The 13,317-nt window shown below is 59.4% G+C and carries 5 protein-coding genes and 7 pseudogenes; 5 read left to right on the forward strand and 7 right to left on the reverse strand.

Annotated features, from left to right (window positions below; genetic code table 11):
- Positions 1 to 104 precede the first annotated feature (104 nt).
- The gene (locus AB4N76_RS02320) at positions 105 to 584 is read left to right on the forward strand and encodes a 2,4'-dihydroxyacetophenone dioxygenase family protein (RefSeq protein ID WP_046030525.1); all 480 of its coding nucleotides are present in this window, start codon (positions 105 to 107) and stop codon (positions 582 to 584) included.
- 63 nt (positions 585 to 647) lie between these two features.
- On the opposite strand, the gene AB4N76_RS02325 is transcribed toward AB4N76_RS02320, so the two are convergent.
- Complete coding sequence (locus tag AB4N76_RS02325; protein ID WP_460164069.1) at positions 648 to 1,685, reverse strand: alpha/beta fold hydrolase; 1,038 nt, start codon at positions 1,683 to 1,685, stop codon at positions 648 to 650.
- 109 nt (positions 1,686 to 1,794) lie between these two features.
- On the opposite strand from AB4N76_RS02325, the gene AB4N76_RS02330 reads away from it, so the two are divergent.
- From AB4N76_RS02330 to AB4N76_RS02340, 3 genes and pseudogenes are all read left to right on the forward strand, one after another.
- Positions 1,795 to 2,820, forward strand: coding sequence for an AraC family transcriptional regulator (locus AB4N76_RS02330; RefSeq protein WP_460164070.1), 1,026 nt, complete (start codon positions 1,795 to 1,797; stop codon positions 2,818 to 2,820).
- Positions 2,821 to 3,069: 249 nt separating this feature from the next.
- A pseudogene (locus AB4N76_RS02335) lies at positions 3,070 to 3,928 on the forward strand (TauD/TfdA dioxygenase family protein).
- Between the two features lie 161 nt (positions 3,929 to 4,089).
- Positions 4,090 to 4,492, forward strand: a pseudogene (locus tag AB4N76_RS02340) (GFA family protein).
- Positions 4,493 to 4,588: 96 nt separating this feature from the next.
- On the opposite strand, the pseudogene AB4N76_RS02345 reads toward AB4N76_RS02340, so the two are convergent.
- From AB4N76_RS02345 to AB4N76_RS02355, 3 pseudogenes are all read right to left on the reverse strand, one after another.
- Positions 4,589 to 6,002, reverse strand: a pseudogene (locus AB4N76_RS02345) (purine-cytosine permease family protein).
- Between the two features lie 274 nt (positions 6,003 to 6,276).
- A pseudogene (locus AB4N76_RS02350) lies at positions 6,277 to 8,124 on the reverse strand (amidohydrolase).
- Between the two features lie 154 nt (positions 8,125 to 8,278).
- Positions 8,279 to 9,290, reverse strand: a pseudogene (locus AB4N76_RS02355) (helix-turn-helix transcriptional regulator).
- A gap of 226 nt (positions 9,291 to 9,516) precedes the next feature.
- On the opposite strand from AB4N76_RS02355, the gene AB4N76_RS02360 reads away from it, so the two are divergent.
- Positions 9,517 to 9,780: a DUF2790 domain-containing protein gene (locus AB4N76_RS02360; RefSeq protein WP_046030537.1), complete on the forward strand. Its 264-nt coding sequence runs from the start codon at positions 9,517 to 9,519 to the stop codon at positions 9,778 to 9,780.
- Positions 9,781 to 9,831: 51 nt separating this feature from the next.
- Here the strand turns inward: AB4N76_RS02360 and AB4N76_RS02365 are convergent.
- The 3 genes and pseudogenes from AB4N76_RS02365 to AB4N76_RS02375 form a co-directional block, all read right to left on the reverse strand.
- Positions 9,832 to 10,772, reverse strand: a pseudogene (locus AB4N76_RS02365) (LysR family transcriptional regulator).
- A 77-nt stretch (positions 10,773 to 10,849) separates the two neighbouring features.
- A pseudogene (locus AB4N76_RS02370) lies at positions 10,850 to 11,799 on the reverse strand (aldo/keto reductase).
- Positions 11,800 to 11,830: 31 nt separating this feature from the next.
- On the reverse strand, positions 11,831 to 13,303 hold the full coding sequence (locus AB4N76_RS02375; RefSeq protein ID WP_046030545.1) for an efflux transporter outer membrane subunit: 1,473 nt from the start codon (positions 13,301 to 13,303) through the stop codon (positions 11,831 to 11,833).
- Between the last annotated feature and the right edge of the window lie 14 nt (positions 13,304 to 13,317).

Consider the following 13,317-nt stretch of genomic DNA (forward strand, 5'->3'; position numbering starts at 1 on the left):
CGACACCCCCTTCAGAAAATCCGGAGCACCCGACCATCAGAGATGGTCGGGCGGCACTGGCTGCCGACGAATACTCGACCTGAACCGCATCAATGGAGAAAGACATGCTCTACGAACACGTCGACACCGCAGTCATCGATGGCGAATCGCTGCCGTGGATACCCTTTACGCCCTATGCGGAAAACGTCCTGCTGAAGTACTTCAAACTTGACCCGATCCGGGGTGAATGGATCGTCATGATGAAGGCACCGCTGGACATGCAACTGCCCAAGCATCACCACACCGGGACGGTGATGGTTTACACGATCGAAGGCCAGTGGAAATACAAGGAGCATGACTGGATCGCCGGCCCTGGCAGCATCGTGTACGAGACGGCGGCATCGACTCACACGCCTGAAGTCGTCAGCACGGGAAGCGCAGATGGGTATGTGCTCACGCTGGTTCACGTGACCGGCGATCTGGCGTTCCTGGACGGGAACGACAACATCGTCGCGCTCGAAAACTGGAAGTCCGGGTTGAAGCGTTATCTCGCCTGGTGCGAGCAACATGACATCGCGCCGAAAGACCTCACGGCATTCAACTGAGTAACAGGTATTGCCGCGAACATCGCGAATCGGGCGGGCGCGCCAAGGCGCTCGCCCTCATCGTTAGAACTGTTCGAGATACGTTAGGAGCAGTTCATTGACCTGTTCGGGGCTTTCTTCCGCGGCGCTATGACCCACGCCGGGTAACAGCACCTTGTTCTGCAGCCTGGGTAAATAAGTGTCGAGCTGGTCGTAGAGACCGCGGATTTCGACCGGTTCCAGTGAAGGGTCGGCAGCACCACCGATGAACAGGCTTGGCTGGCGCACCACCGCACCGTCGAGAAACGCGGTGATTTCCCAGTTCCGGTCGCGACAGCGGTAGTAGTTCAGGGCACCGCTAAACCCGGTGCGGGAATATTCGGCGACGTAGTAATCAAGCGCCCGCGCGCTCAGCCATGACGGGAACTCGCCCTTCGGTTCCGTGAAGGCGTTGAGAATGGGCTCACCTGGTTCGACGAACAGACGCCAGCGTTCAGCGCCGACAGCACTGCCGGAAATCGAATAGAAAACACTACGCAAGGTCTTGCGCGGGTCGCAGGCCAATTCGCGATCCGGCTTGTCGAGCTGCTGGAAATACAGGTGGTGATACACCCTGCCCTTGGCCATTGCCTGCAAAGCTACGGTCGGCTTGATCTTGCCACGCGGTGGCACCGGCGTATTGAGCATCACCAGGCCACGGAACAGATCCGGCCGCAGCATGGCCGCCGCCTGGGCCACCCAGGCACCCAAGTCGTGCCCAATGATCACCGCTGACGTTTCGCCCAGAGTCGCCATCAAGCCCACCATGTCGCCGACTGCCTGACTCATGTCATAGGCTTCGATGGCATCGGGTCGATCGGTTTGCCCAAACCCCCGCTGATCGGGGACCACGACTCGATACCCGGCCTCGACCAACGCCCCGATCTGGCGCCGCCACATGTACCAAAGATAAGGAAAACCGTGCAGCAGAATGACGAGCGGGCCCTGCCCCTCGTCGATGTAATGCATGCGAATACCGTTGAGTTCGGCAAAGCAGTGATTGAATGCATCGGGATCGTCGGCGTCCGATCGCTCTATTGCCACTTGCTTCTGACCGACGCGCATAGCGGGGCGCTTGTTCATTTATCTACCTCCATCCTTTTTTGGTTGTTGGCCTGAAGGTAGCCGTGACAAGGCGTCCTGCACTAAGCTGCGCAGGACACAATCTTGTGAAATTGGGACACGGGGACACATGTATACCCTGACGCGAAGTGCCAGCCTTACCGACTATGAGCAGGTTGCCCGTTCAGTGGGGCTCGATCCCTTTCGTATGCTGCGTTTGGCCAAGTTGCCGGCCAGTGTCCTCGACGATCCGAATATCATGATCAGCATCGATTCGGTGGGTTGGCTGCTGGAGGAATCAGCCCGCCTGTCCGGTCAGGAAGCCTTCGGGTTGTTGCTCGCGGAAACGCGACACCTGTCCAATTTCGGCATGCTGGCGTTGCTCATCCGCGAAGAACCAACACTTCGTGCCGCCTTGCAATCGTGTGCGCGGTACATGCGTCTGCATAACGCCGGGGTGCAGTTGCGACTTGAAGACGCAGGCGACCTGGTGCTGCTACATGTGGGTGTGAATATGCAGGGTGGGCACGGTGTCTGGCGCCAGGCTATCGAACAGTCGACAGGCATTGGCCTGCGGACGTTGAGCGTACTGACGCGCAATACGTTTCGCCCGGTCAGGGTCAGTTTTACTCACGAGCGCCCTTCCAGCCTTGAAGTGCACCAACGAGTGCTGGGTGCCGCTATCGAGTTTTCCCAGGAATTCAACGCCATTGTTTGCCGCGCGCGCGACCTGGACATGCCCATTCCCGCGGCTGACCCCGCGTTGCATCGCGAGGTGAAGCGAACGCTGGACATGCAATTGGCTAACCTGCGCGACGAACCGGCGCAGCGCGTACGCCAGATCGTCAAGATGCTGCTGCCAAGCGGACTGTGTTCTGTCGACGGGGTTGCCCAGCATCTTGGCATGCATCGACGCACCCTTAACCGACACCTGGCGACCGAGGGAGAGAGTGTCACAACGATCATCAATGCTGTGCGTGCTGAACTCGCCGAAGAGTATCTGGCTAACAGCAAACGCCGATTGTATGAAGTTGCCGAACTTCTCGGTTTTTCCTCTGCCGGTGATTTTTCACGCTGGTTTCGCAGTCAGTTTGGCAAGACACCTTCCGATTGGGCTGCCTGCTATCGAGAGAGCAAGGCAACACCACCGCTTTAACCCGCCTGCTGTGTCCCAATAAGCGAAGAAAATGTCCCGCCATGCCCATGGCGTGACTCTCGCGCTTCCTACTATGGGTCCTCGGTCCCTTCTCAACCGAGAGGGGCCAGTACGTGCGCCGGATACCCATCTCCCGCCTTGCCGCACCTGCAAAGACCGGATCAACAATAACAAGCGCCGCCGTCTATCAAGGCACGATTTCTCCTGCCTGCCCACGGCCCGGCCAAGAACCATCGAAATGGAGACGCAATGCGAGTCGAACAATTGACCTGTGCCATTGGCGCGGAACTGCACAACGTGAATCTGGGCGACGCAGTGCGCGACGACGGCTTGTTCAACGAAGTGTATGCGGCACTATTGAAATACAAGGTGCTGTTCCTGCGCGATCAGGATCTGGACAAGCTCTCACGCCGCGATCACGAAGCATTTGCCCTGCGCCTCGGCCAGCTCGAAACCCATCCGATGCTCCCCAGCCACCCGGAGGCCCCCGGTCTCGTGCAAATCTACAAGACCCCGGAGAATCCGGCAGATCGCTACGAGAATGCGTGGCACTGCGATGCCACCTGGCGGGAGGCGCCGCCGATGGGCGCTGTGTTGCGCTGTATCGAATGCCCACCCACCGGAGGCGACACCATGTGGGCCAACATGGTGATGGCCTATGAAAAACTGCCAATCGATGTGAAGCAGGAAATCGACAGCTTGATCGCCAGCCACAGCTTCAACGCTTCCTTCGCTGCCGCCATGCCGAAGGAAAAGCGCTTGGCGATGAAGGCACAATACCCCGATGCCGAGCATCCGGTAGTGCGTACCCATCCCGAAACCGGCGAAAAGGTGCTATTCGTCAATGCCTACGCGACGCACTTGGCCGAACTACCACAGCCAGGGACGCGTCCGTGTCGGCCAGGACTACAACCAAAAAGGCGTCGACCTGCTGAAGTACCTGATTAGCCAGGCCTACAACCCCGAGTACCAAGTCCGTTGGCGCTGGAAGCAAAACAGCGTGGCGATATGGGATAACCGTTGCACCCAGCACTATGCAGTGATGGACTATCCGCCCTGCCATCGCAAGATGGAGCGCGCGGCCATCATCGGCGACAAACCCTACTGACAAGTAAAGCGGCCCAGAGACGAGAGATGCTTCTGAGTGTCTACTTTGGGCCGACTATCGCCTTCTACGACAGGCAGAAAACGGCCAGAAAGCGTCGGTCGACAACGACAACTCTGGCTGTTTAAATTTGCGGCCTTCTCAATACAAGGTATCCCCCCTGAATGACTGATGCCTTCCAGGGCAGCTGCCTTTGCGGCGCCGTCAAGTATCGGGTCTTGTCACAACCTAAAGCGCTGTCTCACTGCCATTGCAGCCAATGCCGCAAAAGCCATGGGGCAGCCTTTGCCAGCTATGGCAGTGTGTTGCGCGATGATCTGCAACTTATTCAAGGCGCCGATAGCCTCAAGTCGTACCCGTCCTCTGAATCCGTACTTCGGCAATTTTGCCATCCAGTGCGGCTCGTCGCTGTTCTGGTCAGCGAGCCAAGGCGAATACTCTGACTGGATCTCGATAGCGCTAGGGACTTTGGATACAACACTGCCCTCGGCCAAACAAAAACACGTTCAGGTGATGTCCAAGGCTTCGTGGTACGAAATTCTGGATCAATGGCCGCAACACCAGTGATCGCAATGGGTCGGAAATGCTCTGTACCTCAAAGATCAAAGTGCCCTCAGGCAACGGCGACAGTGCAGCGTAGATCAATGCACTGTCGCCCCTCGGTCAGGCCTTGGTGCTGCGTACAACCGGCACCGCCACCACTGACTTCCTGGCCAGCAGATAGTAAAGAACACCCGGCACCACCAACCCGACGATCCAGGAAATATCCACCCCGCCGAGTTGCGCGACCATCGGCCCGGAGTAGAAATGCGTGTCGACAAAAGGCAGCTGGATCAATACGCCGCTGACGTACACGCTGATCCCCAACACGTTCCAGCGACCATAACGCCCCGCCGGGTCGGACAACGCCGGGATGTCGTAGCGCTCTTTATTGATGAAGTAGTAGTCCACCAGGTTGATCGCGCTCCACGGGGTGAAGAACGTCAGCAAGAACAGGATGAAGTACCTGAACGAATTCAGGAACGAAGTACTGGCTGACCAGTGCGAGCGTGGTGGACGCCGCGACGATCAGCAGCACAAACAGCATGCGCTGGCGGGCGGTGATTTCCAGGCGACTACGAAAACCGCTGATGATGGTGGCCACGCACATGAAGCTGCCATAGGCGTTGAGTGTGGACACGGTGACTTTGCCGAACACCACGCTCAGGTACAGCAACGATGCCATCACCCCGGTGCTGCCCAGGCCGACGATGGTCGCCACTTCGTGACCGCGGAAATTGGCGCCGGCCAACGCGGCGGCGAACACGCCGAGCACCATGGAAGCCTGGGCGCCGAATACGGTTCCCAGGCCGACGGCGGCGAAGGTTTTCCAGGACGACGTTTTGCTCGGCAAGTAGCGCGAGTAGTCGGCCACGTACGGGCCGAAGGCGATCTGCCAAGAGGCCGACAACGACACCGCCAGCAGGAATGTGCTCCAACCGAAGTAGCGGTTTTCCAGGAGCAGGCCGATGTCGTTGAGGGTCATCAACCGAGTAAACAGGTAAGCGAAGGCGATGATGCCGAGCACGCTCGCTACCCGTCCGACCAGGTGAATCACCCGGTAGCCGAAGATCGTCAGGAACGCGATGCAAGCAGCAAATATCAGGATGCCGGTGCTGTCACTGACACTGATCAACTGGGCAATCGCCTGCCCCGACAGGACCGCGCCGGTCGCGCTGAAACCGAGGTACATCAGGCACACCAGCACAATCGGGATCGCCGCGCCGTAGACCCCGAGTTGCACACGGCTGGAGATCATCTGCGGCAGCCCAAGCTTCGGTCCCTGAGCGGCGTGCAAGGCGACGACGGCACCGCCGAGCAATTGGCCGATCAGCAAGCCGATCAATGACCAGAACACATCACCGCCCAACACCACGGCCAGCGCCCCGGTGACAATCGCGGTGATTTGCAGGTTGGCACCCAGCCACAGGGTGAACTGGCTGTAGAGGCTGCCGATGACGCTCGGCCTCGAGATGTAATCGATCGAGCGTGTCTCGATCAGGGGACTTCGTTGCTGACTATCGCGGACCTGGGTCATTATTTTTATTCTCTTCAAAGGTAGAAGGCATCCACACAATCCAATGTGGGCATGGGTAATGCCGAACAGCTAAGCCATGACGCGATCCGTAGCAGCTGGCGAAGCCTGCGTCCGGCTGCGAAGCAGTCGTGAAATCAGACGATGCGGTGTTTCAGGAAGAACGCAAACTCAAGATTAACGACTGCTTCGCAGCCGGACGCAGGCTTCGCCAGCTGCTACAGAAAATTGCGTTACAGCAAAAACTGCTTAGCTGATCGGCATTAGCCGGCATGGGCTATTTTTGTTGTTCGGTCATGGCCACTTGTCCCGCGAACGGCGCCTTGGCCCACACCACCTTGCCGCCGACTACCGTCATCAGCACCGAGTTACGGGCCAACTCGTCCTCGGGCACTTGCATGAAGTTTTTGTCGAGCACGATCACGTCAGCAAACTTGCCGACCTCGACCGAACCCACGACTTTCTCCAGTTTCAGTTGCTCGGCGGCGTTGACCGTGATGGTGCGCAGCACTTCGGTACGCGACAGCGCCGGGTCGGCGTTCAGTCGGCCGGCGTACTTGGGGCCATAGCTGTGCGGGTTCAGCGGGTCGCCTGAACGGGTGACACCGATCTTCAGCGCCAGGAACTCATCGAGCGGGTCAACCGGCCAGTCGCTGCCATACGCCACACGGCCGCCAGCGCGGGCGATGCTGCCCGATCGGCTCCATGCGGGCAAAGCGCACAGGGCCGAGGTGATCGCTGGTGCCATCGACTGTGACGGCGCCGCCGCGCCCATTGAAAGGACATGTTGGCGGTCACGTCGAGCGCCTTGAAACGCCCATAATCGGCGGGGTCCACGGACTCGTTATGAGTAATGGCCGGGCGAAAACCGTTGCCGGGCAACTGCTGGCGCACGTACTCAATGCCGTCGAGCGAGTCACGCACGGCGCGGTCTCCGGTGGCGTGCAGATGCGGATCGAGACCGGCCTGCACGGCTTGCAACAGCAACGGTTTGAGCACTTGCGGCGGGAAATACAGCTCGCCGACGTTTTTGCCCGGCGCCCATTTCGGCATCTTGTCGGTGCCGGCGTTGTTCAGGTAGGGCGTCAGCATCGCACCGGTGTCCGCCGGGGCATTGATGATGCCGTCCATGAACAATTTGACGTGACGCATGCTCACACCCGGCGCGACGTTGGCTTCGCCCTGATCGTAGGTGGCGGCCATTGCCTTGGCCTCAGCGATGGTCTTGGCCGGATCCGCCGCTGCCGCAGCCGGGTCCAGTTTGATCGCCAGCAAGGCCCGCGCGGTCAGTTCACCCGACTGCTGCAACGAGGTGAACGCCTTGCCATTCTCCGGCCCCGACAAGGCATCGAAGAAACTGGTGATGCCCTGCTGGCGCATGGCATCGAGCGCGGCGCGGGTCTGGTTGAGTTTTTCTGCGTCGGTGGCGGGTGGCACCACGGCGGCCATGGCATCGGCAGCGCCGTCTTCGCAGATGCCGGTCGGGTTACCGGCGCTGTCGCGCACGTACTTGCCGTCACCTGGATTGGCCGTGTGCTTGTTGATGCCGGCGACCGCCAGGCCGCGAGAGTTGGTCAGCACGGTATGGAAATCGGTGGAGCGGACCTGGAATCGGCCGATCCGTCTTGAGTGCGTCCAGCGTCGACTTGTCAGGGTCACCGTCGAGGCCATCCATGCCCATGCGATCCCAGCTGCCCACTTCAAGCCAGACATCGGGGCCCTTGCCCTTGTCGGCATCCAGGCATGCCTGGATGGTTTCCTGGAACACCTTGCGGGTCATGGTCTGATATTTCAGGTCGCACAAGGTCATGGCGCGGCCGCCGTCCCCCGGGTGCATGTGCGCATCAATGAAGCCCGGCATCAGCATGCGCCCCGCCAGATCGATCAGCTGCGTTTGCTGGCCGATGTACGAGGCCGCCCCTTCGTCGTTACCGACATAGACAATCTTCCCGCCCGTGATGGCGATCGCTTGCTGCACCGAATTCTGCCCATCGACGGTGTAGACATAACCGTTGCGCATGACCATGTCGGCCGGATGGGAACCCTGCGTCTGGCACCCCACCAACGCCATACCGGACACTGCGGTTGTCGCCGCCATGGCGATAAAAAGCCTGGAAAATTTCAACTGCCTCACCTCTGTTTTTATAGTTTTCGAAGTGGCCCGAACAGCCTGCGCACAAGCCCTTGATATGCAGGGCATACCCTATAGCGCGCGGCGGTTATATGGACCTCTGCAAATGAGGAGGGGTCAGTGATTGATCAGGCGAAATCGGGGGGCGTCACGGTGATTCGCGGCGTGCCTGCACTGACAGGACAGACCCCAACTCGATCTTGCTCTTCACCCCGAGTTGCAAATAGCAGTTGCGCAGATAGGTGCGCACGGTCGAGGGGCTCAAGCCCAGGATCCTGGCAATTTCCTTGTAGGAGTGCCCGGCGGCGAACAGCATCGCCGCCGTTCGTTCGCGTGGGGCCAGTACTGCCCCGCGCGACTGCGCTTCGAGAGACAGAATGACGTGCTCGGCATTCGGGGTGAGGGTCAGCGCACACCGCCCGAGACGCATGACACACGGTGCCTTTTGCAGTTGCGCGATCACGGGCGCGGGCAGCATTGAACCGTGCCACCCCGCCACCTCGCGCTGAATGACAGCGCAGAGATTGGCGCCCACGTACAGCAGCGTGCCGTCCAGCCGTGCGACCCCGAAGTCGCTGGCGCCGTTACCGGTGTCGAAGCGGATCATGTCTTGCACCTGGAATCGCCATAACTGCAACAGGTGGTCGCAGAACGCTGAAAACAACGCGGCTTCACTGTCGTTGAATCCGGGGGCGTGTGCACCGCGATAGAGGCAGACAAAAACATCAAGCCGCTTTCGGGCAGCTCGGAAGGTGATGCACATCGGGTGGTAGAGATCGTGACGGCGAGCGAATGCGTCGACCTCTTCATCGGGATCGGTGAACCCGCTGTCGCGCACCACTTCGCCGGGCTGGTTCAAGGTGTCATGGGAAAACTTGTCGCTGCCCGCACCTCTTGTGCCATTCAGCAGCAAACGATTCAGGCAGGTCGATGCGCCCGTGCATCCAGCTTTTGGGCGCCACGTTGGCGTGCGACGTGGACATCTCGCCCCACCAGGCGGAAGCAAATGGCACCAGTTGGCGAAACGCTTGCAGCCCGTCTTCGATGAATTGCGAGGCACCGCGCTCCCGAGCCAGCCGCCCGAGGTGCAACACACAACGATTGAATGCCTTGAGCATCGCCATCGACGGTGTGCCGCCGAGCTCTACACCCTCCTCCATCATCTTGATCCCGTTGGTTTTTCGCCGACCATGCCACAGCGGTCGCGATGGCGTCCAGCAGCCCTGTATTCATGCGCCATCCGGCAACAGTGTTTGTCTTGCGAGCCGCTGTTTGGGGGTTGGACAAACCCCTAGCATCGTCCCTACCCGATGAGCATTCAGCCTGTGCTCACAGGTAGCAAAGGGATGATCAATCCGGTCATCCTCAAACGATACGGTGAACACCATGAACCTTTCGAAAATCGCAATCCTGCTGGCGTTTGCCAGTGCCGGAACACAGGCTTGGGCCGACGATAGCGCTTCAACTACCAGGCTCTCGGTTGAAACCTATACCTACGCCACTCAACTGGACATCAAACGGGTGATTAGCGTGAGCGACGTCGGAGACCAATGCGGCCCGGGTCCCGCGCAAATGACGTATGAAGACTCCCACGGTCAACAACACGTCCTTCAATATCTAGTGATGGGCACCGGGTGTTCAAACGGTTGAGTCAGGTGCAGGCGATGGAGGGTCGACACTCCATACCGACGGCACTGGCGACTATCTGCTGATTGCCGAGCCGACGATTTTTTCATCTGAGGCCAGCAGGACCGGAATGTAGTGTTTAAGAAACTCTACCCAGGTTTTTATTTTCGCATCGACGAACTTTCGTGACGGGTAAATGGCGAAGACATTCAGCTCTTCAAAGTGATACTCAGGCAGCACCCGCACCAACGTCCCCGCTTTCAAACCCTCTACCGCAGAAGCAATCGGTTGAATCCCGATGCCCATCCCTTGAGTAATGGCAACCGTCATCGCATCGGCCGTGTTGACGTGAAAGGGAGACAACGGCGTACTCACTGTCACCACGCCTTCAGGCCCTTCAAATACCCAGTTCTCAGTCGGCATCACCGTATTCACGATCCTCAGGCAATCATGTTCGCCCAGTGAGTCGGGCGTGTCGGGCACGCCGCGTTTTTTCAAGTACGCGGGCGAGGCGCACAGGATGCTGTAGGTAATGCCGAGCCGCTGCGCAACAAACCCGGAATCGGGCAGATCCCGCGCCAACACAATCGACATGTCATAGCCCTCCTCCAGCAAATCAGGCAGCCGATTGGTCAGGGTCAAATCGAACATCACCGATGGGTGGGTTTCTCTGTATTTGGCGATGGCGTTGATCACGTAGTGATTGCCAATGGCGGACATCGCATGAATCTTGAGGCGGCCCATGGGCCTGATTTTCGCCGTCCCGGCTTCCTCATCGGCATCACGCATCTCGTCGATGATCTTCTCGCAGCGTTGCAAATAGCGCAGCCCCGCCTCGGTCAGTGCCAGGCGCCGGGTCGTGCGGTTGATCAGGCGTGTCTGCAACCTTCAGCCTCCAGGCTGGAGACGGCTTTGGAAATATGGGTGGTCGTGGTGTCCAGCGTCTTGGCCGCCGCCGTAAAGCTGCCGCTTTGGGCAACGGCTATGAAACATCGCATGGTCTGGAAAACGTCCATCGTTTTCGCCTCGGCGCAAGATTGATGTGCAGGAATAATAGCGCCGGCCAGGCATCAGGCCGGCGCTTTGGCGTGCATTACTTTTGGCGCGGGATGAATCCGGGGACTCCCGTTTCAACGACCGAGTTGAAGCGCACCCGGGTCGTAATATCGTCCTGAATTTCACGCATGGCCCGATGCGGCAACGTGGAAAGATCAAAGTTTTCCTGGATATGGCTCAGTGTTGCAGAGGTGGTCAGAAACGCCACGCCACGCTGTACCGACCAGGCCAACGCGACTTGCGCCGGGGTTTTCTGCACGTGTTTGGCGATGCCGGTAATCACCGGGTCTTCGAGTACGGCGGGCTCCATGCCGTGGCCGAGTGGGGCAAACGCGAGGACGATAATTCCATGCTGCTTGCAAAACTCCAGCAGCTCCCATTCCGGCAGATACGGATGGGCTTCCACCTGCACCACGGCAGGTTTGATCCGCGCCACTTCGACAATCTTCTGAAGCGCCGGCAAGGTGATGTCGGACAAGCCGATGGTCTTGCAGCGTCCTTCATCCACCAGGCGTTCAAGGGCCTGCCAGGTTTCGATCAGCGTCACGCCCCCGTCATAAATGATGTGGCCGTAGATGTCCCTGGGTCCTGGTCATCGCCGGGCTGAAAGGCAAAAGGCGTATGGATCAGATAGCAATCGATGTAATCCACCTGAAGCCGTCGGCAACTGGCCTCGAACGCCGGCAATACGCGCTCCGGACGGTGGTTGGTGTTCCACAGCTTGGTGGTGATGAACAGGTCCTCGCGCCGGGCTTTGCCCGTGTCGAGGAACGCTTTGATCGCCACGCCCACGCCCTCCTCGTTTCGATAACGCTCGGCGCAATCGAAATGACGAAAGCCTGTTTCCAGCGCGTGAGTGACGGCTTGGGTGGTAACGCTGAGGTCCCGGAACAATGTGCCGAACCCAACGGCTGGCATCGCTACCGATCCATGATTGAGCGCAAATTTTGTTTCGCGAAGTTCATCGTGAAAGGCTTCATATGACATGTCTTGACTCCACTCTCTCTGGCCGCAGCCGTTACTGATATGAACGTTTCGGTGCTTCACGACTGGCCACCCGTTGCTCGAAAACGCCAACGGAATTGCCGCCGAGCGCCACAAACAACTGAACGGTGTCGAGGTACTGGGCGGTCTTCACCCGGATGTGCCCGAGCAACGCCTGCTCATAGGCGCGCTCTGCTTCCAGCACCTGGAGAATGCTGTTTTCGCCTTGGGCATACGCTTGCTGGTTCAAGCGAAAACTACTGTCGGCGGCACGTAAGGCGTCCTCCTGGGCCAGGTTTGCCTCGGCGTCATGGTTGATGGCTTGCAGCGTGTCGGCGACCTGACCGAACGATGTGATGACGGTTTGCTGGTAGTCAGCGAGCGACGCGTTGTAGCCGTCGACCGCCGCCTGGCGCTCAGCCTTGAGTGTGCCGCCATTGAAGATCGGCCCCGCCACCCCGGCGGCGAACCCCCACAGTGCGGCACCGCCATTACCGGATGCCGACTGCGCAAGAAACGCTGTCAGCTCCACATGGGGATAGAGGTTGGCGGTCGCGACACCGACGGCGGCGCTGGCCATGTGCAGTTGCGCTTCGGCTTGCAGCACGTCCGGCCGGGTGTGGGCCATTTCCGAGGGCAAACTGACCGGCACGCCCGACGGCAAGGCAAACTCGCCAAGGTCGAAGTCGGGTGCGATCCAGTCGGCCGGGCCTTTGCCCGTCAGAATCGACAACGCATGCCGGGCCGAATCGCGCTGTTGAGCTAGGGGCGGCAGCAGCGTGCGGTCCTGTGCAAGCCGGGTTTCGGCCAGCGACACGTCGATCTGCGTAGTGGCGCCATTGGCATGCGCCATGCGCACCAGTTCGAGGTTCTTGGTGTCATTGGCCAACAGTTTTTCCACGGCTTGCATCTGCGCGTTGGCAGAGGCCATCAACAAAGCCTGGCTGGCGACATTTCCCGTCAGGGTCAGGTACGCCGCTTCGTAGCGATGTTTCTGGAAGGCTGTCAGCGCTTCTTGTTGTTCGACCTGTCGCTTGTTACCGCCGAACACGTCCAGGTCAAAACCAACCCGTGGACCGATGGCATAGAAGTTGGAGACAACCGGCTCCGGCCCGTTGTGGGTGCGTACGCGACCGGCCTGAGCACCGAAATCGACCTGCGGATACAGCGCACCTTGCGCCGCCGCAACGGAGGACGCGGCCTGGCGGATCGTGGCATCGGCAGCCACAAGTTCAAGATTGCCGTCGATGGCCCGGCGCACCACCTGGTCGAGTTTTGGCGAGCGAAACGCAGACCACCAATCGCCAGTGACCTTCTTGCCCAGATCAATGTTGCCGCTCTGGCCAAGACGCTGCTCGGCCTGTTGGTCAAAGTGCTGCGACTGGCTGGGTGTCGGCATCTGATAATCAGGGCCAACCGCACAGGCGGACAGGAACATCAGCACCGACACTGCGCCAAACGTGGTTTTCAACGGCTGTGCATTGATGAAGCGCGCATTGGATTTCATGAGGCAAACTCCAC

This window comes from Pseudomonas sp. S2_F03 (assembly GCF_054668335.1).

Bases quoted from the DNA above. Each gene is read 5' to 3' on its own strand.
- AB4N76_RS02325 (WP_460164069.1), bottom strand. From the start codon at position 1,685: ATGAACAAGCGCCCCGCTATGCGCGTCGGTCAGAAGCAAGTGGCAATA.
- AB4N76_RS02320 (WP_046030525.1), top strand. From the start codon at position 105: ATGCTCTACGAACACGTCGACACCGCAGTCATCGATGGCGAATCGCTG.
- AB4N76_RS02360 (WP_046030537.1), top strand. From the start codon at position 9,517: ATGAACCTTTCGAAAATCGCAATCCTGCTGGCGTTTGCCAGTGCCGGA.
- AB4N76_RS02375 (WP_046030545.1), bottom strand. From the start codon at position 13,303: ATGAAATCCAATGCGCGCTTCATCAATGCACAGCCGTTGAAAACCACG.
- AB4N76_RS02330 (WP_460164070.1), top strand. From the start codon at position 1,795: ATGTATACCCTGACGCGAAGTGCCAGCCTTACCGACTATGAGCAGGTT.